Below are 20,899 nucleotides of genomic sequence, written 5' to 3'. Positions count from 1 at the left end.
GCGCCTTGGCTGACGCCCAGTGGGCGAGCACGGGGCGATACGCGCCGGTCGGCGCTGCGCGCAATCCCCTCGCTTACGGCGCGCCCCGCCAGGAAAATGCTTCCGCGGCAGGCGAAGCACTGAAGGGAATCGTCATGAGCAACGGCATCCGGCACGCCCACGAGAGCCTCGACGGGCTCGCCATGGGTGATGCCTTCGGTGACGGATGGTTCACCCGGTCCTGGGAGCCCATGGAAGAGCAGTGGACCGCGCGTCGGCTGCGCCCGGCGCCGTGGGCGTGGACGGACGACTCCGCCATGGCGTTCGTGCTGTTCGCGCACCTGACCGCGTACGGTCAGGTGCACCCCGGCCGACTGGCCCGGGAGTTCGCCGCCGCGTATGCCGAGGATCCGGGGCGCAAATACGGGCCGTCCATGCACGGTGTCCTCCGGCGCATCGGTGACGGCGAGGACTGGCAGTCCGTGACGAGAGAGCTGTTCGGCGGGCAGGGCTCCTACGGCAACGGCGCCGCGATGCGGGTGGCCCCGCTGGGCGCCTGGTTCCACGAGGACCTGGCGGACGTACGTGCGCAGGCCAGGCTCTCCGCACTGGCGACGCACGCTCACCCGGAGGCGGTCGCTGGTGCGGTGGCGGTCGCGGTCGCGGCGGCGCTGGCGGCGGCGGGCGCGGCGCAGGACGCTCCGCCGCGCGAGGAGTTCCTGCGCGAGGTGGCCGCGCAGGTCCCCGAAGGGGAGGTACGCGCCAAGCTGCTGGTGGCCGCGCGGTTCCCACCACGCACTTCGGTGCGGCATGCCGCCGCGGTGCTCGGTTCCGGCAAGCTGATCTCGGCACCGGACACGGTGCCCTTCGCCCTGTGGTCGGCCGCCGGGCACCTGGACGACCTGACGGAAACGCTGTGGCAGACGCTCGGCGGGTGGGGGGACCGCGACACGACCTGCGCCATCGCGGGCGGCGTCGTCGCCGCCCGCACAGGGACCCGAGGACTTCCGGCCGCCTGGTTCGCAGCGCGGGAGGCCATCCCGGTGTGGAGCCGGTGGGATTCCCGGTCAGCCGGTCGTCACACTTGACGGGGACAGCCGAGCATCGCTGGCCGACTGTGCGCTTGGGGGGTGAGACAGGGCATGCGATCTCAGCGGACGGCCCCCGGACGGCCGCAGCCGGGGCACAAGTTGGCGAGGACTCGGAGCGACGCAGCGCGTACCCAGTGGTTACGGTGAACCCGCACGACCCGGAACCCGTAGATGACCAGCTCACGTTGGCCTTTGAGAGCGCACGCCTCGCTCAGGGCCGGCTCCATGCACAAGCCCCCTCGATCGGGTGCGTGACGCCATCGCGGTAGACCAACTCGAGCGTCTGGTCGTCCACCCACATGCCTGCACGGTGGTGTCCGTAGACGAGAACGCCGCTGTCCGGAGTCGCCCCCGACACGCCTTTGATCAAGAACTGGAACGGCCCCCGGCCGCGCAGGGCCGGCAGCCCGTAGGAGTCAAAGGCGACAATTTCCACTCCCGTACGGTAGCGGGGCTCGCGCCACCTGCACCGGGCTGGAACGCACGAAACATCGGCACTGTCGAACCGACCACGCCTACGGTCCCCTGTAGCCGCTGGGCAAGCGGTCGAGTTGCCGTCTTCGGACATGAGGCGGTGCGTAGGCGTCGGTGCGTAGGCGTGCGTCCGAGGCCGAGAAAGCATCAGACGAGCAAACATCGAACAGAAAGAAGAGCGGTAATGACGCAGGCCGGGGCGGGGGAGATCCCGCAGCGGTGGAAGAGACTGGCAATCAGTGCTGCCCTGTGGTCCGCCTCGGCAGTGTTCCTCCTCGCCTCGGCCGTCTCGGCGCTGGCCGATATCCAGGCGCAGCAGGACCCCGCCGACCCGACAGCGAGTGTCTCGGAGGCGTGCGGGTCCATTCTCTCGGGTGACAAGGCCGTTGCAGAGCAGTCAGCCGAGTGGCACACACGCGTGTGCGAGCCCGTCCGGAACGCCCGACTGGTGTCGACCACGCTGTTCGTGGCCGGGGGGACCGCCACCGCCGTACTCGCCACTGTCATACACATACGCCGGGGCCGGCGCCGCCGGACGGCCCCGGCCGCATAGCCACAGCACGACCGCAGAAACTGAGCCAGCCCGCCGGGTCCGCCATCAAATCAGGGGCTGGAGATATGCGACTCGCACCGACGTGAGGAAGAGCTCGCAAGAGCGTCCCGCACGATTACGGCCCCCTTCCGCTGCCGCATCCAGTCGGCATCCGCCGCATGAAGCCGGTCGGACTGCTGCGCGTCCAGGGGCCCTTCACCGCCACCCGCGCTGCCGAACTCACGGGCAAATACGCCGCCGGCTGCTCCTACCCGCCAGGCATGCCCGCCACGTACGGGCTGACCGAGCAGAACCGGGCGGCCTCGTCACACCGCCTGCGGGTCCGCCGAGATGCGCAGGGCCTCCACCAGCTCCCGGTACAGCGCGTCCGTGGCGAGCAGCTCGTCGTGGCTGCCCCGCGCGCGTATCCGGCCCCCGTCCAGCACCACGATGGTGTCCGCGTCGATCACGGTGGACAGCCGGTGGGCGATTGTGACGACGGCGCCGGTCTCCGCGCGGGCGCGGACACACCCCTGGACGGCGGCCTCGGTCAGCCCGTCGAGCTGGGCCGTCGCCTCGTCCAGGAGGAGCACGTCCGGGGCGCGCAACAGGGCCCGGGCCAGCGCGATGCGCTGCCGCTCGCCGCCCGAGACGGCCGTGCCGGACAGGGACGTGCCGAGCCCGTCGTCCAGGGCGTCGACCTTCTCCGCCAGCCGCACCTCCTCCAGCACCCGGCGCAGTTCCGCGTCCGTCGCGTCGGGGCGGGACAGCAGCAGGTTGTCCCGGATCGTTCCGGGCACGACCGGGGTGTCCTGCTCGACGTACGCCAGGCGGGACCGGATCTCGTCGTGGGTGTGGTCGCGGTAGGGACGGCCGTCCAGGAGCAGTTCGCCTCCGGTTGGTTCCAAGAAGCGCAGTACCAGGGAGAACAGGGTGGTCTTGCCCGCTCCCGACGGTCCGACGATCGCGATGTGCCCGCGCCGCGGAATCACCAGGTCGACACCGCGCACGGCCGGTTCGGCGTCGGGTCCGTAGGCCGCGGTGACGGCTCGCAGTTCCAGTACGGGGGTGTCCGGTCGGGCGGTCTCGCGCACCGGGGACTGCCGTACGGGTCGCCCAAAAGTCCCCTCCGTCCCGAGGCCCTCCGTCCCCTCCGTCCGGAGGTCCTCCGTCTCCCGGATCCGTTCCGCCGCGGCGATGCCCGACTGGAGCGCGGTGACGTTCTGGCCGAGTTCGCTGACCGGTTCCATCAGCCCGAACGCGTACAGCAGGAACGCGACAAGGCTGGAGACCTCGAGCGTCCCCTCGGATACCCGCCACGCGCCCACGCCGAGGACCAGGACGATCGCCAGCTCGATGCCGGCCCCCGCGATCGTCCAGGCCAGGGCCTCGCGGCGGACCGCGCGAATACCGTACTCGGCGGAGGTGCGCGCGTCGGCGACGATGCGTTCGGCCGTGCGGTCCTCGGCCCGGGCGGCCTTCACCGTACGGATGGCGCGCAGTGCGCCCTCCAGGTTGCCGCCGAGCCGTCCCAAGTGGTCCTGGGCGCGTCGCTGGGCGGTCGCGATCCCGGGCATCAAGACGGCGAACAGGACGCCGAGCACCGCCACGGCCGCCACGACCGTGCCCAGCAACACCAGGTCGAGGACACCCATCAGGACCAGGGTCCCGAGAAGCATGACCACGGCGTTGATCAGGCCGACCGGGGCGCCGGTGGCGGCCTCGTGCATCAGGACCGTGTCGGACGTGACACGGGTGACCAGTTCACCAGGAGGCCGCCGGGTGACCGCGGGCACCGTGGCCCGCAGGAAGCGATGCACCATCGACTCGCGGGCCCGGAGCACCACGCGCTCCCCCAGAGCGCCGATCAGCGTCCACTGCCAGTACGTGACGGCACTGCCGACGACCAGCAGGAACAGCAGGGCCAGCAGCGGTCCCCGCAGCGAGTCGGAGCGGCCGAGCGCGTCGAGCACGCCCTTCGTCACCATCGGCGTGGCCAGCCCCATCCCGGACCCCACGAGGGCGAGGACGAGAGCCAGGACCAGGGCTCGCCAGTACGGACGAGCGAACGACCAGAGGATCCGCAGCCGCGGAATGGACACTTTGGAAGACGTACCTTCCGGAACACTCATGCTGCCGAATGGAACACTGCTGTTCCGTAACGGTCAAGCGATTTTCATCGTGGAGGGAGCGCTACCGTATGGCGCATGAGCGAGGAGCGGACAGGGGCGCCTGAGAGTGGAACACGGACACGCACGCGGCGCGCCATCGTCGACGCCGCCGTCGCCCTGCTGGCCGGCGACCCGACCGCGTCGCTCGGCGACGTCGCGGCAGCGGCGGGCGTGGGGCGGACGACCGTGCACCGCTACTTCCCCGAGCGGTCCGATCTGCTGGCGGCCATCGGCGCGGACGTCCTGGAGAAGGTCGCCGCGGCGACCGAGCGCGCCCGGCTCGACGACGGCCCGGCCGCCAAAGCGCTGGAACGGCTCTGCCAGGAGTACTTCGAGCTCGGCGACGGCCTCACGCTGATGTTCGAGTCGCCGCAGCTCGCGACCTGGTCCGGCTGGGACGAGGAGACCGCCGCCGACCAGCACTTCCTGCGCACGGTCCGGCGCGGCCACGCGGAGGGCAGCATCGATCCCGAGCTGGACGGGGAGTGGGTCTGCAATCTGGTGTGGGCACTGCTGTACTCGGCCTGGGAGCACACCCGCACCGCCGGAGCGTCCAAGCACACCGCCATGACCCTGTGCCTGCATACGCTGCGCAAGGCGATCGCGCCCTAACCAGTGTCGGTTTCTGATCCCGGGTACCGACCGGCGTTGGTCCTACGTCGGCAGGATGTACGAGGGCGCCGGGAGGGTCGGGGAGTCGTCGGGTGGTGTCTGTGGCGACGTCCGTTGTGGTGTGACGTCGAGTCCGGGGCGGGAATCTCGGGGCGGGAATCTCAGGGTGGTGTCCGCGGTTGAGCAGCCCATGGTCAGCATCAGTCACGAAACACCACAGGAAACTCGCAACCGGCTTCGCGGAGTGCTGGCGGAGGCCGCCTTCGAGGTATTGCCCGGGCACTGGGCGTACCACGAGCACCCCGCAGGGCCGGTACCGCAGCCGTCCGCCGACGCGTTGGCTCTGGTGCGCGACGAGGAGAGCTGGTCGGTCCTCGAACCGGTGCAGGGTGATGAGTCGGAGGTCTTCGGCGTCTTCGCCTTCCACTTCCCGGCAGCCGCCGACAACAGCGGCTTCGTGGGCTGGCTGGCCGGCGAGCTCAAGGACCACCTCGGCACGGGCGTTGCCGTGCTCTGCGGCTACAACTCCGTGCAGGGCGGTATTTACGACTACTGGCTCGTCCCCGCACGACTTCTGGACGAGGCCGTGGCACACGTGCGGGATCTGGCGGAAGAGGGCGGCCGGTAAACAGGAGCGAAGCTCTTCCCCAAGCTCGCCGCACCACCCGTCGCCGACCGCCTCGCTGCCCTCCCGCACCACCAGGTCATCCTCGGCCAGGACACCGCGGCCAACGCCGACTTCCTCACCGAACTCGCGAACGGTCTGTGACCCGGCGTCCAAGCCCTGAGAAACCCGGGCCGGCATCGGCCGGTACTGTGCGAGGCAGGATCAGGGGGGATGAGCTGGTGCGCCCAGTGCTGTTGGTGGACGTGGACGGACCGTTGAATCCGTATGCCGCGAAACCGTACCGACGGCCTGAGGGATACGAGACCCACCGGCTCCTGACGCCTCGCTGGGAGGCCGCCGAGCGGCGTCGGCTGACTCAGTGGGGGCTGCCGAACAAGCCGGTGAAACCGCTTCGCGTGTGGCTCAACCCGAATCACGGCCCCGCATTGGACGCGCTCCCCTTCGACCTGGTGTGGGCGACGACGTGGGAGGAAGAGGCCAACGCTTTCGTCGCTCCGGTCCTGGGATTGCCCGAGCTGCCCTTCATCGCCTGGTCCTCGCCGCGGGCCGAGCCCGGCGGCGGTGTGTTCTGGAAGACGCCGGACATCGTCGCGTGGGCGAAAGGCCGGGCGTTCGCGTGGATCGACGACGAAATCACAGAGGCAGATCGCGCCTGGGTGAAGGAGCACCACGACGGTCCCGCCCTACTGCACCGGGTCGACCCCCGATGCGGCCTTGCCGTCGACGACTTGGTGCGCTGACGGCATGGGCGACCGGCCTTGACTGACTCCACGATCGCCGCCGGCCAAGACGTTCCGAGTGATCATTGCGGGGCAGCTCTTGGACGACGTGTGGGAGTGGAGCCAGGTCTGCGGTCCGCCCCGGGGCAGTGACAGGGCCCTGCTTGATCGTTAACGTTCGACGCCATGGGAGCAATGGGGGCAGCTGAGGAACTGTACGGGCGGGTGCTGGACGCAGTTGCGGGGACGCCGTACCGGATGGACCGAACAGAGCGAGGGTTCGATCTGACGGCGGACGTCCACGGGCCGCGGCGGACCGACAAACTGTGGACATATCGCGTCCAGTTGCATGCCGAGGAGAAGGTCTACACGTTGACGGACGTGGTGCGCACAGTTGAGTACGGGCCGGGGGGAGTGCGGAAGCGAACGGAGACGTCCGTCGGGCGCAGCCTGTACAAGGCCAGATACCGAGCCGCGGACGGAACCGAGCACAGCTTCTCGTCGGCCGATGGGCACCGCCTGATCCGGAGCATCGCCGAGGAGTTGGGGTGGCAGGAACAGCGACCGGCGAGCGTGACGGGTGCCCTGTGGGCCGGGGTCGCCGGCGGGGTGGTGGCCTTGGGCGTCCTGATCGCCCTCGCGGTCGTCTACTTGCTCGGGATGTTCTGATAGGCACATTTGCCTGAGGCGGTCGGCTCTTCGACTTCCCAGCATCTTCCTCACCGCCGTCGTCGAGTTCGCCCAACCCGGCCCCACCGGCTACGGCCGCTGCGGGTCCGCGACGCCTCTTCGACACGTCGGTCCGCAAAGAGGCACGTCCGATAGCCGATGGTTCTGCTGGCCCAAGTCGCGGTTACGTGCTGCTGACTATGGTCGTCGTCCCAGGTAGGCGGCCAGCCGGGTGTAGGCGTCGGCGTCGTCGGGCACCGGTACGGCCGGGCTGAACGGGCCCTGTTCGCTGCGGGACTCTGGCGGCGCAAACTTCGAGAATGCCTCGAGTGCCTGCTCGGCAAGGTCGGGGTCGAGGTCGGCGAGCCGCCGGGTGGCATGTGCGAGGTCCCAGGAATGAGCCGTGAACTCGTGGGTGTAGGCGTCGAGAACATCCCGGCCGGGCAGCGTGGCCCACGGTAGCTCGACCATTTGGTCGAGCTTCTCGTCGTCGGCCCACACCCGCTCGACCTCGCTACGGGCCCGGGTGAATGCGCTTGCCCAGACGTCATCGGCTATGCCGTCGATTACATCGGGAATGTCGCGCGCATCGCGTCCGGTGCCGACACGGGCGAGCTTGTGCAGCACGGAGACCACATGCCCGAGCAGCGCGCGAACGTCGTAATCGGCACAGGGAGTGCGGTTACCGAGCTCATCGGTACTCACCGCCGCGACCTGTTTCCCTGCTTGATCAAGTGCCCGGGCGAAGATCGGACGCGGGTCATGGGCCGGCTCTGTTGTCATGGTCGGGAGCCTATAAGGACCCACTGACAGGACAGCGGTGGTGAGTTGCCCCTGACAGAGATCCGTAGACCCACGGGCGTCCGGCGGCTTCCCAGAGGTGTGCGGACGATGTCCTCGATGCTGCGGGCGGTTCATCGGCGTGAGTGGGTGTGCCATCCGGGGACGAGGCCGTCAGCGGTCGGCCGTACGGGCCCGGGGGAGTGGCGGCCGAGCCTTCGGTGGCCGACGGTGGCCGTGCCTGGTCGAGCCTTGTTGCGACTTCCCGAGCATGTCAGGCTCCACCAGAAGACTCTGTGTGCGCATTCCAGATTCCAGTTACGGCGGTCTTGCGGACATACTCCGTGAAATCGCGGGGCGGTCGGCCGAGAAGGCGTTCGACGGTATCGGTCGTGCTGGCCCTGCGGCCGTCGAAGACCTCGACCATGAGGTTGGTCAGTTGTGTCGCGTACTCGGCGGATACGCCTCGTCGGGTCAGTGATGAGACGAACTGCTCGGGCGTGACCGGCAGATAGCGAACCTCCCTGCGGGTCGCCCTCGCTATCTCACCGACGGCATCGGTGAAGGTGATCAGCCGAGGCCCGGTTACTTCGTGGATCCGGCCGGCATGGCCGCTTTCGGTCAGCGCCGCGACGGCGACATCCGCGATGTCCTCTGCGTCGGTGAACGGCTCCGCGACGTCGCCAGCCGGAAGCGCGACCACACCGGCCCGGACCAGTTCGACGAGGAACGCCTCGCTGAAGTTCTGCGTGATGAACCCCGCCCGCACGATCGTCCACTCCGCACCCGAGTCCCGCACTGCCTGTTCGCACCGTTCGGCCTCGGCAGCACCGCGGTCAGCAAGCAGGACGAGATGCCGAACGCCGCAGGCCACCGCGAGTTCTGCGAAGGAACCCACGGCCCCGGCCGCGCCGGGGAAGGCCGCATCAGGGTAGAAGGCCACATAGACGGAGTCCATGCCTCGCAGAGCAGGTTCCCACGTGGTGTCGTCTTGCCAATCGAAAGGCGGCTCGGCCCTCCGGGAACCGACCCGTACCGGCATGTCACGCGCACGGAGCCCGGACACCACCCGGCGGCCGGTCTTGCCTGTCCCCGCGAGGACCAACGTTGTCGGCGTAGTGGCTGTCATGCTCCACAGTCCACCGGAACGCCGGGGCCCGGGCCATGGTCGAGGCTCGCAGGCCCATAATGGTGCGTCTTATCCTGTGCCGGTGGACCCCCTCTCGATCCTGCTCGACGGAGCCAGGGCAAGGGGGACGTTCGTGCTGCGAACCATCCTGCACCCGCCATGGTCGGTGCAGGTGCGGGACAGGGCGCCCCTCAACCTGGTGGCCGTCCTGCGAGGGAGGCCCTGGGTCCTGCCCAGCGCAGGTGATCCCGTACGCCTGGGCGCAGGCGACATCGCGATGATGCGTGGCCCGGACGTGTTCACCTTCGCCGATGACCCCCGCACTCCGATCCAGGTGGTCGTTCAGCCCGGTCCCCGACGGACGACCGCAGCCGGTGAAGAACTGCCCGAGGCCGCGGACATGGGTGTACGCACCTGGGTCAACGGCGAGCGAGCCCACGAGGACGGCGCGGATGGATCGTCGGCGCTGCTGATCGGCAAGTACTCGGGACCGGGCGAGATCGCAACACGCCTGCTCCGTGTGTTGCCGCCGCTGCTGATCATCCCCACGGCCGACATCGAAACCGCGCTGGTGTCGCTGCTCGCCGAGGAGACCGTACGAAATGAGCCTGGCCAAGGCCTCGTGCTCGAACGGCTGTTGGACGTCCTGCTGGTCGGCAGCCTCCGCGAATGGCTCAACCGGCCGGATGCCGACGCGCCTGCCTGGTACCGAGCCAACGGGGATCCCGTCGTCGGGTCCGCCCTACGCCTCATCCACGGTGACCCGGGCCATTCCTGGACGGTGGCCGCGCTCGCCCGGGAGGCCGGGGTGTCCCGAGCGACGCTGGCGCGCCGCTTCACCGATCTCGTCGGCATGCCGCCCATGGCATACCTCACCGGATGGCGAATCGACGTTGCCGCCGACCTGCTCGTGGAGTCGGACGCCACCATTGACACCGTCGCCCGTCAGGTCGGTTATGGCAGCGGGTTCGCGCTCAGCGCCGCTTTCAAGCGAGCCCGTGGGGTCAGTCCGCAACGCTACCGCGCCCACGCCCGCAATCGTCCTTGACTCCGGAACGCGGCACGCACGGCGCTCTGGCAAGTAGGTGCCCGCAGGCGGCTTCGGGTCGCCTCAGGCTCGGCTCTCGACCTGCTCCCGCACCGGGCAAAGTCCACGAGACCCTCGGCGACCACCGGGCTGCCGCCGGACAGTACGAACTGGCCGCCGCCCGCCTCGCCACAACCTAAGCCCGGATCGTCGCCCTCGACCATGAACGGAGTACGCTCCGTCCGTCCGTACGCGGAAGGCCGTCCGCCGCATGCGTACGGACCTCGCCTGCGGGCCCGCGGTACGCCGCCGAACTGGACGAAAGAGCACGCGACTTCCCGGCCGGCACCTGACCGAGGCACTGATGCCTCTCAGCTCTCAGCCCCCAGCGTCGGTGTATCGGCCCACGACCGGTTCAGGTAGTCAGCATGCGGACCGCTCAGGTCGGCCAGCTCCCGCGAGGAGCCCGCGAAGGCGATCCGGTCCAGCTCCGGTTCCCGCCCCTCGGCCAACTCGGCGGCCGACGCGGCCTCGAAGCACTCGCCGCAACGCTTCTGCGGACTGGGCGGGTGCAGCGAAGGCCAGACCGATGCTGCCTGCGCCGAACGGATGACAGGCGAGGCGCCCAGCATGGCAGGATCGCGGCCATGTCCCTCAGCGTTCCCCGCCTCTGGATCGGCTCGACCGAGGTCATCGCCCTCGCTGACGGTGAGGGCCCGTTCTTCTCCCCGCGCGCCGAGGCATTCCCCGAGGCCACGGCCGCACAGTGGGCCGAGGCCGACCGCTACGACCCGGGGGCGGTCGACGCCGAGGGCCGCTGGCGGCTCCAGTTTCGCGCGTACGCGATCCGCGGCGACAAGGGCCTCACCGTCGTGGACGCCGGAATCGGTCCGGCGGACAGCCCGGCCGGCTCGTGGGCACCCGTGCCCGGTGTGCTCCCCGAGTCGCTCGCCGCCGCGGGCATCGACCCGGCCGAAGTCGACACCGTGGTGCTCACACATCTGCACACCGACCACGTCGGGTGGGCGGTCGTGACCGAGGCGGCCGTCCCATCAGGGGGCGGCGCGATGGACGGCAACACCTCGACCAGCGGCCGCCGCCCCTATTTCCCGAACGCCGAATACCTGCTCCAGCGGGCCGAGTTCGACGTCCTCGACGCGCTCAATCCGCAGCTTCGCGAGACCCTCACCGACCCGCTCGCGGCCGCCGGTCGGCTCCGGCTACTCGACGGGGACACGCCGCTGCGCGCCGGGCGCGCGGTCGCCACGCCAGGTCATACGCCCGGACACCAGAGCGTGCTGGTCGCCGACGGGCGCGAGCTGGTGCTCGTCACCGGCGACCTCCTGGTGCACGCGCTCCAGCTGCTCCACCCCGAGCTCGCCTACGCACACGAAGCCGACCCTGAGGCGGCCAGGCACTCGAGGAAGCGCATGCTCGCCCCCGAAACCGCCACCAAGCTGCACCTGGCGACACCGCACTTGACGGAGCCGTTCCTCTCGGCGTGATCGCGGCCGTTCGGCGCCGGCCAGGCCGCGAGGGCGTGCAGACGTCCCAATGCCCCGGCGGTCTCGTCGTCGACGACGGCGGCTGTGGTCCGCAGCGTCGTCCGGGCGGGGAGGCAGACACAGCATGGGCCACGGGAAGTGGTGATCGCGGGATTCGAAGCGGATGAGCATCCCGTCCTTGCGCAGGAGACACTCCAGTTGGGTCCGCAGCCTCGACCATTGCGAGGGTTCTTCCCTCCACCAGCCCCAGCAGGCTGGTTGTATCCGGCCTCGTGCAACGCGTCCATGGCCCGGACGAGTTCCTCATCGGCCATGTCGGCCGGATTGACGGCGTCCGTATAGGGAAAGCAGCCCGGGGCCGGCTCGTAGCAGGTGAAGTGGTCGTACCATGCGCGACGGAGCCTGTCGGCCAGTTGATCGACCTCTCCGGGGCTCTTTTCCAGCACGGCCTCGTGTGTGCCCCCGGTGTGGCCTCCACGGCGCTGCCGAAGAGCAGCACCCGGCAACCCCGAACCGCGCTTGCCGAAGCGCATGGTGAGGTGCCGCGGGCGGCGGTGAACGGGCTCATCCGGGAGCGCGGCGAAGCCGCCACCCGCGTCATGAACTGTGCTGGCGGCCAGACCCGTCGGCACGACGGCTCAGCTCTTCCTCCCGCTTCGCCGTAGGTCAGCCATGTTGCTCCTGAACGATGTGGACGCCTGCGGGCACACCGGTCACCAGGGGCAGACGGTTACCGACGCGCAACTCACGCAGGCGGGGAAAGGCCCGCAACCATTCCAGTGATGCTCCGACGCTCTCGGACAGCCACAGGTGGGTCAGACGTTCGGCGGAGAGATGGGCGGTCAGCTCGGTGGGCGTGAGCGGGCCCACGACCTGTACCTTGGCGCGGCCGCCGAGTGCGGCCAGCGCGCGCAGCTCCGCGAGGTCGGAGACGGGGAAGTACAGGTCGGTGTCGTCCAGGTGGGCGATGATTTCCCGGGCGTAGCGGTCCGTGTCGCAGCGGCGCCAGCCTTGTGCCAGCTGGGTGCGGATGGCGTGGCTTCGGCGGTCGCGCAGAAGCGCCAGATAGTCGATCGCCATGTCGTCGCCGATGGAGGTGCCGGTGACGGCGAGGAGGTACGCCTGCGCGTCTGAAGCGGTCGTGGGATCCGGGAGCAGTTCGAGTACGAGAGGACCGACCCATCCCAGGGCGCGAGCGGCCGCCGCGCTGGTGGGCGGAATCAGGCCACCGCCGTACCGCCGCACCCGGGCGCGGATCTCGGGATCGAGTTCCCGGACGTGCTCCAGGCAAGCGAGGGCCAGGAGTTTGCGGCGAAGGCGTTGTGCTCCCCGCTGGCCGGAATACGCCCCGAGCAATCCGTTCAGCAGACGTGCGCACTCGTCGGGGCGGGCATGCGCCGCCACCATCAGGACGACGTCCTCCCATTCGGGGCGGTGCGCGTTGTCGAGCAGCAGGTCGAAATCGTGCCGCCGCACGATTTCCTGCGCCGCCAGATGATCCCGGAACGCGTCGTGGACGAACTCCACAGTGCCGGGCAAGCGTTCACGCAGCACACCGGTCCGGTCGAGCAGATGGCGGTACACGTGCTCGGTCTTGATCTCGTCCGGGACGTCCGGCAGTGCGGGAAGACGCCGTTCAAGGACGTCGACAGCCGAGTGCCTGCCCAGCTCCGACAGGTCCTCGACCAGCATCCGGTGTGCCAGCGACTGGAGGAGCAGAACTTTGGGCTCCAACGGCAGCTGAACCTCATCGGCGCGGGTGATGTCCCGCTCGGAGTCCCGGCGTTCGAGGAGCATGGGCAAGACGGCGTTGTACAGCTCTTTGCGGCTGGTCGGAAGGCTGCCACCGCGTTCCCGATGCAGAGCGCAGAGCATCCCGCACACCAGCGGACTGGTGGCGAGCCGGCCCAGGTGGCGCGTGGTGTGCAGCGCGCGGACGAGGTCGTCCGCGTGAGCCGCCAGCCGGTCCGTGTCGGCGGACGGCTCCCGCCCGGCCCCGTGATGCCAGCGCCGGACGAAGTCCGACACCTCGTCGCGACTCATGGGCGCCAGCAGCAGCTGCCTGAAGCCCAGGGGAGACAGCCAGCCGTCATGCACGGCGGACGGCCGGGCGGTGACCAGCCATACGTTGCCGGGGTACATGCCGATCCACCCGCGCAGCCGTTGCCTCAGCCGCTGCCGCTCACTCGCCGGTGCTTCATCCACGCCGTCGATGAGCAGCAGCGCGCGGCCCTCTGCGAGCACCCGCTCCACCCATGCGGCGGGCAGTGTGCCCTCGCCCGCGTATCCGATCGCGGCCAGGAGGTCGGAGGGCAGCGGGAACCCTTCGGGCGGAAGGCGCCGCACCGGAACGACGAAGGGGATCCGCCCGTGCAAAGGAGAGAGCGGAGGCGGTAGTTTGCGCTGGACCGAGGAAACGGCGAGCCACTGGACGAGTGCCGTCTTGCCGGAACCCGCCTCGCCGCAGAGGAAGATCCGGGTCAGCCCCGCCATGGCCCGCTCCACCGGGATCGGCGCGGAGCCCTCGCTGTCGGGCAGCTCGCACCGCAGGCCGAGGTAGGCGGCGTCCAGGGGCCAGGAGTCCGGAGTGTGGTGGAGGTCGATGCCGTGGAGGGTCAGCTGGCCGAGGGCTCCGGTGATGTCCCGCGCGTACTGTTCCTCGAACTCGGCGTCCACGCTGCTGGTCTCGTCACGGTGGACCGGGCGTTGGGGCCTGTTCCGTAGTTCGTCGAGCCGGCTTCGGAGCTCGGCGAAGCGTTGGCCTTGTTCGGCGAGGCTCCCCCTTGCGAACGTGACGCGCCGGGCGAGGGAATCCACAACGTGCTGCGCCGTGCTGTCCACGAGCAGGTCGTAGACGAGCGCCCCGCGCTCGGTCAGCGCCGGGCCGGCGTCGGGAACCGCGGACTTCAACAGCTGCGCGAGGCGCTCCGGCCGCGACGCGAGGGCCTCCGTGGCGCTCATCTCCAGCTCGCCCAGGACGGCCAGGGTGCGGGCGAGGGCGTCGGCTACGGCGGATTCCTCGTCTCGGGCGACGGGCCGTTCCCCGGGGTCGTTCACGGCTCGCCGCGCCAGGTCACCGGCCAGTGAACGCAGGTCGCGCGCATTCAGGGCGTTCCGCTCTCCCTGGAAGTCGACGAGGAGCCGGAGCGGCTGTCTGTGCGCGTCGACCTCATGGGGGACGAACAGCAGGTCGATCTGCGCGGCCACGGAAGGCTGGGCAAGGCGCCGGATGACGCCCGCCCGGTCGAAGCCCGCCGTGCGCAGTGGTTCCTCGGTCTCGGCGAGCTGCAGGGCGATCTGGTCGCACGCGGCCCTCAGCGCGAGGCCGTACCTCTCGGCTCCGTCGGCGGACAGGCCGAACTGCGAAGGCGGGACGAGGCGTGTCCAACTCGCGGCGACCTCGGCCGGCGGCCGCTCCTGCATGTCCCCGACGGTGAGTTCGATGTCGCGGAGTCCGCGCAGGGCGTGTGCTACAGCCCGGGTGATGTCCCGCTGCCCCATGGCGACCGGAACCGTCGCGGTGACCTCCTGGAGCGGGGTACCGAACTCGCGGTCGTAGACCGTCAGACGCAGCGGCCGGTCGCCGTGCTCGGCCGGGGTGAAGGTGAAATCGACGGCCCCGGTCCCTTCCTTGCCCACGGAGTACGGCTGTGAGGCAGGTGTCACGGTGTCGCTGTCCGTGGGGGTGGCGACGATGAGTAAGCGGTCATCATCGGCCGGGTCCGCACGAAGGAGGTGCGTCGGCGGCGCGTCGAGCTCAAAGTGGACCGTCGCCGCCGCCCCGGCCTCGACGGCGTCGTCGAGCAGGGTCACTCTCACCTCGCAGCGGCGAGCACGCTCCGTGGCCGGGGTCGCTCCACCGTGCTCGGCGGGCCCACCGGATGCGGAGACAGTCGCTTCACCGGCCGACTTCACACCCGCGGTGAGCGAGGCATAGCGCACCAACTCCTCTGCCAGAAGCCAGAGCGCTTGCTCGTCGTCGAGGTCGAGCAGAGCGGACACCGGCGTCGACCGGTCGCCCTCGTTCCGCGGAGGGGCCGGCTGCACGGCGGTGCGCAGCTTCTCGACGCGGCGGGCGATGCTCTCCCGCACAGCACCTTCGCCCGCCGCTGGCTTCACCGCGCATCCCCCTCTTCCGGGAAACCACTGAACTCGCTCGCAGGAATTCTAGATCGCGTCCGAGACCGCCGTATCGGCCTGTGGAAAACCCGGACGGCTCTGCGTACGCGCGGTGCGTCATACACGGGCCGGGGACGCCCCTTCGAACCAGGGCGTGCACCAGCGCCGTAACACCTTCGAACGCTGCAGCAGTAGCAACTGCGCCCCGTCCCGACCCGTCCGATAGCCGGGGAGGGGGAGGAAGACCTGCAGGACTCAGCTCGGCTTGCGCCACACGGAGATGTGCTTCGCGGAGTCCTGGGTGAACGGCGCTCCGTCCCAGTCTGCGACGCGCCGTTCCAGTTCGAGCCCGGCGATCCGTGCCATCAGGTCGAGTTCCGCCGGCCAGGCGTACCGGTGCCGAGAGTTGCTGCGGCGGTAGCGGCCGTCGTCGCCGTCGCGGGTGAAGTGGTGCGAGACGAGAATCTGCTCGACCAGGTCGAAGGTGTCGAAGCCGAGATGCTGCTCGGAGACGTCGAACGGCACCGCGACCTGGCCGGGCGGCAGGAACCGCAGCGGCGGCACGCCCAGCTCGATGACGAACCGGCCGCCGGACCCCAGATGACGCGCGGCATTGCGGAAGCACTCGACCTGCTCGTCCTGCGTGAGCAGATTCGTGATCGTGTTGTACACGAGATAGACGAGGGTGAACTCGCCGGGGACGACCGTTGTGGCCATGTCCCCGATGGTGACCGGGAGCGTGTCCGCGTCGATCTTGCGTCGTAGGACCGCTGCCATGTGCTCGGACAGTTCGATGCCCGCAACCGGCACGCCGCGTTCGCGGAGCGGGACGCCCACTCGTCCGGTTCCGATGGCGAACTCCAGTGCCCGGCCGCCGTCTCCGGCGAGTGCGGCGAGGAAGTCGAGAGTCGGTCCGAGAACCGCGGCCGAGGACATTTCGGTCTCCTCGGCGTCGTAGCGGTCGGCGGTCGCTCGAGGCCACAGCTCACTGCTCGTCACGGACGGCCACTTTGCCGGGCACGGAGGGCGCTGTCGACGCATTTACCTCTGGACCGCCACCGGTGTCGTCTCCGCCAGCAACTCGGCCCGGATCGCGGCGACGGTCTCCCGTGCGGCCTTCAGGCCGATGCGTGCGAAAACGGCGTCCAAGTCGGCGAGTTCGGTGAGGGTCTCGTCCCGCTCACGGCCCAGGCGGGCGCGGGCCCTCACGAGACCGAGACGGGAGAGGGCCGCACCGCGCGGCTCGCGTATCGCGTTGAACTCCTCCAGGGCGATGCCGTACGTGGCGCGTGCCGCCTCGTACCATCCGGCCCGGAAGAGGACGTTTCCGCGCATCTTGTGGTTGTAGGCGAGCGCGCTGGTCAGATCCATGCTGCGGAAGGTCACCTCGGCCTCCGTCAGCAGAGCCAGGGCCCGGTCCGGGTCGCCGCGCAGCGACAGGACGTCGGCGACCCCGCGCAAGGACCAGGCGCGTCCCCGGGCGTCTCCCGTCTCGCCGGCGATGCGGGCGGCCTCCTCGAAGAGCTCAAGTGCCTTGCGGTGATCGCCCTGGTTGCGGTGCATCTGGGCGATCCCGGACATCGCCCACACCATGTGGCGGGCCTCGCCGTGCTTACGCGCCTGCTCCAGGAGGCGTTCGTGGAGCTCGGCGACGGCCGCGTAATCGCCCTGGATACGGCCCGTCTCAGCGAGCCCGGCGAGTGCGTAGCCGTGGGCGAGCCGGTCGCGGCCCTCGGTGGCCAGGGTGACTGCCCAGGTCAGCAGGCGTCGAGCCAGAGCAAGCCGGCCGCACTGGCGGGCGAGGGTGCCGCCGCTCCACAAGGCCCAGGCCATGGCGTCCGGATCGCCCGCGGTGCGCGCGCTGCGGTAGCTCGTACGCCAGGCGGCTTGCGCGTCCTCGACCTGGCCGAGGCGTCGATGGGCCTCGGCGAGCGCGAGTGCGGCGCGGGCCCGGTCCAAAGCGGTGTCCGCGTCGGCGAGGGCGCTGCGGGCCGCCGCGAGCACGTCCTCGTAGGAGGTGTTCACGTCCAGCTTCTCGCCCAGCGCGCCCTGGTACTCGGGTGCGAATGCCGTGCCGTACATCGATCCCTGGCCTCTCGATCAACTTCGTGGTCCGGACACGAAGTTATGCGGCGCCAGGGCGCGCCGAATCCGTCCGCGTAAGGGTTCCGCTGTCCCTCTGCGGTCCCACGGGTGGTGGTGGGCGTCGTCATCAGGACGTAGGGGATCTTCGGGGTCGGCGCTCCGCCCGGTCGGACGGGCCCCGGCGCAAGCGCGAGGTCCTCTCATTGCTCCAGCCGACGAGCCGTCGGCGTAGCTGACCCCTACCTGCACAACCTCCACCCGCCACCCGAGCCGCACTCGCCAAGGTCCCAAGAGGCACCCCGCGCGGCCGTCCTCGCTCACGTGTGGCGGGATTGCATCAAGTCGCGGAGCTGTCGCCTGCCCTCGATGTCGTTCTTCGCGTAGATGTTGCTCAGGTGGTATTCGACCGTCTTGACGCTGATATACAACTGCACGGCGATCTCCCGGTTCGTCCAGCCGCGGGCAACCAGGTTGGCGATGTCTCGTTCCCGGTCCGACATCGTGGTCCAGAAACCCGTTTCCTCAGCGGCCGGCGCCGACGGGGTGTCGAGGCCGTCCAGCAGGGCGCGGCACCGCTGCCGAGCCGGCTCCGCCCCCAGGCGCGCGAACACCCTCTCGGCGGCCTTCAGATGCCGGCGGGCCCCTTCGGTGTCCCCGGTGTCCAGCAGTACGGCGCCCAGGTCATGTTCCATGGCCGCCTTGTGCACCAGAGGGTCGCCGCCGTCCGGGGCCACGGCCAGGCCGGCCGTGAACGAACGTACAGCGGCTTCCGGGTCGCCGTCAGCGGCGGCAATGGTGCCCCTGAGCCATTGGGCCACGACGGGCAGGAGCGCGCCGTGGGGCTCCGCCGCTTCCAGACCGCGCAGTACCGAACGCGCCCGGTCGGTGTCCCCCCTGCGGGCGTACGCCAGTCCGAGCACGGGCATGTGCCGGACGGCGTACAGGCGTGAGCGGCTCTCGTTGACGGGCATGGCTACCACGGGCTCGATCAGCGCGGCTGCTTCGGCATAGTCGCCCGCGGCGAATCCCACGAACGCCTGGGTCATGGCCAGATGGAAGTCCGGGCCCGCGAAGTCCGCCGACACTTCCAACGCGTGCGCGTCCCGCAGCGCCGCCCGGGCCTCGTCGAAACGGCCGGTGAAGGCGTGCAGGACGGCGATGAAGCAGTTGAGGGCGAAGAAGTCTGACGGGCGTCCCGAGGTGTGCGCGATATCCAGCGCGACGGAGAGGGTACGGCGTGCCTCGGGCCACTCACCCAGCATGAAGTGACACCAGATGCTGTGGGTCAGCGCTGAGACACTGCTGATCCTCGACACCCCGATGCTGCGCCGCCGGGCCGCCGTCGTCAGGTCCGCGACCGCGCCGGTCAGATCGCCCGACAGGCCGCGGAACACTCCGCGGTAGATGAGGGCGTCGGTGTGGGTGTCGGGTACGCGGGAGGGGACCTCGTGGAGGTGCTCGAGGTACCGCAGGCCCCGGGCCGGGCCGCCGATGAGTGCGTGCCCGTACGCGAGATTGGCCTCGGCCAGACCCCGTGCCGATTCCTCTGTCGCGTGCCGCAGCGCATACTCCGAGGTGCTCAATGTCTGCCGTCCCAGCCCGAGAGAACCTTCCGCCACGCCGAGCTCGGACGCCGCAGAGGCCGCGGCGGCCAGGTCACCGCGTGCGGCGAAGGCGTCGCAGGCGCGCCTCAGATATGAGCCGGCAAGGGAGTCTTTGCCCTTCGCGAGGCTGAGCAGGCCCAGAGCCTCGTCCCGCTGCGGCCCCGCAGCGGACCGGAGCACCCTCTCCTCATGGCGCAGCACCGTGCGGTGCTGACCCCCCATGGCCTGGAGCCGTACCGCGGAGAGCAGATCGTCCTGCCTGCGCTCACCCTCCGGGTCGACCTCGGACGAGGCCAGCAGGTACTCGGCGGCCAGTGCCGCATGCCCGGCCTGCGCCTCGTGCAGAGCCGCGTTGCGCAACTTCGCTGCCAGAGACGCGTCATAGGACTCCGCCGCCGCCACTTGGTGACGCCAGCTGACCGGTGGCTCCAGCGACGCGGCAGCGCGCAGATGCATGCGGTTGCGCTCCGGTCGGGGGATGGCCGCGTACAACGCGTCCCGCTGCCCGGCGTGCACCAGTTGGAGTGTTGGCACACTTTCCGGCACCCACATGGCAGCGTGCTGTTCCACCAGGACGTCGGCGTCCGCACCGACGGTGTCCGAGCCGAGCAACTGGCCGAGCAGCGGAACGCTGGCCGGGGCGTCGAGGACGGCGAGCATGTCGAGGATCGCTCGACTCCCCGCGGGGAAGGAACGGGACCACGCGCCGACGGCTTCGCTGAGGGAGGCGGGCACCTGGATGGTGGCCGGGTCCTCGGGTGGCCGCCCGCCGAAGGCCCCGAGTGCGGCTTCCAGGTACAGCGGATTGCCGTGGCTCCACACGGCGAGGTCGCGCAGTTGCTCCGCGGAGTGCGGCCGGGAAGTGCGGTCCTCGACGAAGTCCTGTGTTTCGATCAGAGAGAACCCGGACAGCTCGACGCGGTCGACTGCCGGCACCAGGTCGGTCAGGCCCATGTCACGCACGGTCCGGGCAGCGTGCTGGGTGCAGATTACGGTCAGTACGCGCTCGGCGCCTTGGCGCAGCAGGGCGAAACCGATCGCCTGCAGGGATTCGGGATCGATTCTGTGGGCGTCGTCCAGCACGAAGAGCACCGGACCGGTCTCCTGCAGCGAGTCGAGCAGGCCGATGACCGCCTGACCCATGCTCATCACCGAGGGCTGTGTGCCTGAGGGGGCGTAGTTGTGCTGTGCCGAGTTCTCCCCGCCGTGGTCGGCGAGGACCCCGGTGACCGTGTAGAAGGGCAGATCCGTTTTCGGCGGGACGTCCCACCCACGGACGACGGTGAGTTCCTTCTCGGCTCCGTACGCGAAATGGTCGACGAGGGCCGTCTTCCCCAAACCTGCTGTGCCCGAGACGAGGACCACCCGGGGACATCCCCGGGCGGCGTCCCGTGCTGCCTGCCGCAGAAGTCTCAGCTCACCGGCACGCCCGATGAACCGATGGCCGCGCGACTCTTCCATACACACCCCTCAATGCCGGGGCTCAATGGGTCGGCCATGGGCTCTCATGGGCCCAGCCTACTGATTCCGGCATGCCGCCTGGGCCGCGGCACGGTCGAGGGGGGGCTGAGGTTTCAGTCGCAGAGGCAGAGGTTGGAGCATGCCGGTGGCTGAGAAGTAGCCGCGGCTGGAGAGAGCCCCCCTTGGGATGACTCGAAAGCCCGGAGTCAGCTCTGGGCTGAGTCACTGGTCAACTGCGTGGGTCGTTCCGATTCAGATAGGGCGCAGAGCAGTCGTGGTGCATCGAGTCACCGGAGAGGTGGCCCTGCCCGGCC

General features: G+C 69.9%; 16 protein-coding genes and 1 pseudogene. 8 read left to right on the top strand and 9 right to left on the bottom strand.

Annotation, left to right across the window (positions count from 1 at the left end; genetic code table 11):
* Positions 1 to 134: 134 nt before the first annotated feature.
* The gene (locus ACQEU8_RS19440) at positions 135 to 1,067 is read left to right on the top strand and encodes an ADP-ribosylglycohydrolase family protein (RefSeq protein WP_433102750.1); all 933 of its coding nucleotides are present in this window, start codon (positions 135 to 137) and stop codon (positions 1,065 to 1,067) included.
* 214 nt (positions 1,068 to 1,281) lie between these two features.
* Here ACQEU8_RS19440 and ACQEU8_RS19435 read toward each other — a convergent pair whose 3' ends face one another.
* Positions 1,282 to 1,506, bottom strand: coding sequence for a hypothetical protein (locus tag ACQEU8_RS19435; protein ID WP_433102748.1), 225 nt, complete (start codon positions 1,504 to 1,506; stop codon positions 1,282 to 1,284).
* A gap of 222 nt (positions 1,507 to 1,728) precedes the next feature.
* Here ACQEU8_RS19435 and ACQEU8_RS19430 point away from each other — a divergent pair, with 222 nt between their 5' ends.
* Positions 1,729 to 2,097 carry a hypothetical protein gene (locus ACQEU8_RS19430; protein WP_433102746.1) on the top strand — a complete coding sequence of 123 codons (369 nt, stop codon included), beginning with the start codon at positions 1,729 to 1,731 and terminating at the stop codon, positions 2,095 to 2,097.
* Between the two features lie 305 nt (positions 2,098 to 2,402).
* On the opposite strand, the gene ACQEU8_RS19425 is transcribed toward ACQEU8_RS19430, so the two are convergent.
* Positions 2,403 to 4,178 carry an ABC transporter ATP-binding protein gene (locus ACQEU8_RS19425; protein ID WP_433102744.1) on the bottom strand — a complete coding sequence of 592 codons (1,776 nt, stop codon included), beginning with the start codon at positions 4,176 to 4,178 and terminating at the stop codon, positions 2,403 to 2,405.
* 105 nt (positions 4,179 to 4,283) lie between these two features.
* Here ACQEU8_RS19425 and ACQEU8_RS19420 point away from each other — a divergent pair, with 105 nt between their 5' ends.
* From ACQEU8_RS19420 to ACQEU8_RS19405, 4 genes and pseudogenes are all read left to right on the top strand, one after another.
* Positions 4,284 to 4,859, top strand: coding sequence for a TetR/AcrR family transcriptional regulator (locus tag ACQEU8_RS19420; RefSeq protein WP_433102742.1), 576 nt, complete (start codon positions 4,284 to 4,286; stop codon positions 4,857 to 4,859).
* Between the two features lie 190 nt (positions 4,860 to 5,049).
* A complete protein-coding gene (locus tag ACQEU8_RS19415; protein ID WP_433102740.1) occupies positions 5,050 to 5,487 on the top strand; it encodes a DUF6196 family protein in 438 nt (145 codons plus the stop codon).
* 215 nt (positions 5,488 to 5,702) lie between these two features.
* Positions 5,703 to 6,253: pseudogene (locus ACQEU8_RS19410) on the top strand (hypothetical protein).
* Positions 6,254 to 6,392: 139 nt separating this feature from the next.
* Positions 6,393 to 6,875 (top strand): hypothetical protein, encoded by a 483-nt coding sequence (locus ACQEU8_RS19405; RefSeq protein ID WP_433102738.1) that lies wholly within the window; start codon positions 6,393 to 6,395, stop codon positions 6,873 to 6,875.
* A 198-nt stretch (positions 6,876 to 7,073) separates the two neighbouring features.
* On the opposite strand, the gene ACQEU8_RS19400 is transcribed toward ACQEU8_RS19405, so the two are convergent.
* Both ACQEU8_RS19400 and ACQEU8_RS19395 read right to left on the bottom strand, forming a co-directional pair.
* A complete protein-coding gene (locus ACQEU8_RS19400; protein ID WP_433102736.1) occupies positions 7,074 to 7,658 on the bottom strand; it encodes a TIGR03086 family metal-binding protein in 585 nt (194 codons plus the stop codon).
* Positions 7,659 to 7,929: 271 nt separating this feature from the next.
* Positions 7,930 to 8,784: an NAD(P)H-binding protein gene (locus tag ACQEU8_RS19395; protein WP_433102734.1), complete on the bottom strand. Its 855-nt coding sequence runs from the start codon at positions 8,782 to 8,784 to the stop codon at positions 7,930 to 7,932.
* A gap of 82 nt (positions 8,785 to 8,866) precedes the next feature.
* Between ACQEU8_RS19395 and ACQEU8_RS19390 the strand changes: the two genes are divergently transcribed.
* Positions 8,867 to 9,832 (top strand): AraC family transcriptional regulator, encoded by a 966-nt coding sequence (locus ACQEU8_RS19390; RefSeq protein ID WP_433108570.1) that lies wholly within the window; start codon positions 8,867 to 8,869, stop codon positions 9,830 to 9,832.
* Positions 9,833 to 10,182: 350 nt separating this feature from the next.
* Here ACQEU8_RS19390 and ACQEU8_RS19385 read toward each other — a convergent pair whose 3' ends face one another.
* Entirely contained in the window at positions 10,183 to 10,443 is a 261-nt protein-coding gene (locus tag ACQEU8_RS19385) for a hypothetical protein (RefSeq protein WP_433102732.1), read from the bottom strand.
* 15 nt (positions 10,444 to 10,458) lie between these two features.
* On the opposite strand from ACQEU8_RS19385, the gene ACQEU8_RS19380 reads away from it, so the two are divergent.
* A complete protein-coding gene (locus tag ACQEU8_RS19380; protein ID WP_433102730.1) occupies positions 10,459 to 11,316 on the top strand; it encodes an MBL fold metallo-hydrolase in 858 nt (285 codons plus the stop codon).
* Between the two features lie 666 nt (positions 11,317 to 11,982).
* Here the strand turns inward: ACQEU8_RS19380 and ACQEU8_RS19375 are convergent.
* From ACQEU8_RS19375 to ACQEU8_RS19360, 4 genes are all read right to left on the bottom strand, one after another.
* Positions 11,983 to 15,408 carry an NACHT domain-containing protein gene (locus tag ACQEU8_RS19375; protein ID WP_433102728.1) on the bottom strand — a complete coding sequence of 1,142 codons (3,426 nt, stop codon included), beginning with the start codon at positions 15,406 to 15,408 and terminating at the stop codon, positions 11,983 to 11,985.
* A 282-nt stretch (positions 15,409 to 15,690) separates the two neighbouring features.
* Positions 15,691 to 16,434, bottom strand: a complete 744-nt coding sequence (locus ACQEU8_RS19370) for a class I SAM-dependent DNA methyltransferase (protein ID WP_433102726.1) — start codon at positions 16,432 to 16,434, stop codon at positions 15,691 to 15,693.
* Positions 16,435 to 16,476: 42 nt separating this feature from the next.
* On the bottom strand, positions 16,477 to 17,517 hold the full coding sequence (locus tag ACQEU8_RS19365; protein WP_433102724.1) for a tetratricopeptide repeat protein: 1,041 nt from the start codon (positions 17,515 to 17,517) through the stop codon (positions 16,477 to 16,479).
* 320 nt (positions 17,518 to 17,837) lie between these two features.
* Positions 17,838 to 20,585, bottom strand: a complete 2,748-nt coding sequence (locus ACQEU8_RS19360) for an AAA family ATPase (RefSeq protein ID WP_433102722.1) — start codon at positions 20,583 to 20,585, stop codon at positions 17,838 to 17,840.
* Between the last annotated feature and the right edge of the window lie 314 nt (positions 20,586 to 20,899).

This window comes from Streptomyces sp. CA-250714, from assembly GCF_050936705.1.
Lineage (GTDB): Bacteria > Actinomycetota > Actinomycetes > Streptomycetales > Streptomycetaceae > Streptomyces.
This window is presented reverse-complemented; position numbering and strand designations above follow the sequence as displayed.

What these genes read in the sequence shown, in the direction of transcription:
- ACQEU8_RS19395 (WP_433102734.1), bottom strand. Translation starts at nt 8,784, where the DNA reads ATGACAGCCACTACGCCGACAACGTTGGTCCTCGCGGGGACAGGCAAG.
- ACQEU8_RS19440 (WP_433102750.1), top strand. Translation starts at nt 135, where the DNA reads ATGAGCAACGGCATCCGGCACGCCCACGAGAGCCTCGACGGGCTCGCC.
- ACQEU8_RS19430 (WP_433102746.1), top strand. Translation starts at nt 1,729, where the DNA reads ATGACGCAGGCCGGGGCGGGGGAGATCCCGCAGCGGTGGAAGAGACTG.
- ACQEU8_RS19415 (WP_433102740.1), top strand. Translation starts at nt 5,050, where the DNA reads ATGGTCAGCATCAGTCACGAAACACCACAGGAAACTCGCAACCGGCTT.
- ACQEU8_RS19420 (WP_433102742.1), top strand. Translation starts at nt 4,284, where the DNA reads ATGAGCGAGGAGCGGACAGGGGCGCCTGAGAGTGGAACACGGACACGC.
- ACQEU8_RS19380 (WP_433102730.1), top strand. Translation starts at nt 10,459, where the DNA reads ATGTCCCTCAGCGTTCCCCGCCTCTGGATCGGCTCGACCGAGGTCATC.
- ACQEU8_RS19400 (WP_433102736.1), bottom strand. Translation starts at nt 7,658, where the DNA reads ATGACAACAGAGCCGGCCCATGACCCGCGTCCGATCTTCGCCCGGGCA.
- ACQEU8_RS19405 (WP_433102738.1), top strand. Translation starts at nt 6,393, where the DNA reads ATGGGAGCAATGGGGGCAGCTGAGGAACTGTACGGGCGGGTGCTGGAC.
- ACQEU8_RS19385 (WP_433102732.1), bottom strand. Translation starts at nt 10,443, where the DNA reads ATGCTGGGCGCCTCGCCTGTCATCCGTTCGGCGCAGGCAGCATCGGTC.
- ACQEU8_RS19360 (WP_433102722.1), bottom strand. Translation starts at nt 20,585, where the DNA reads ATGGAAGAGTCGCGCGGCCATCGGTTCATCGGGCGTGCCGGTGAGCTG.
- ACQEU8_RS19365 (WP_433102724.1), bottom strand. Translation starts at nt 17,517, where the DNA reads ATGTACGGCACGGCATTCGCACCCGAGTACCAGGGCGCGCTGGGCGAG.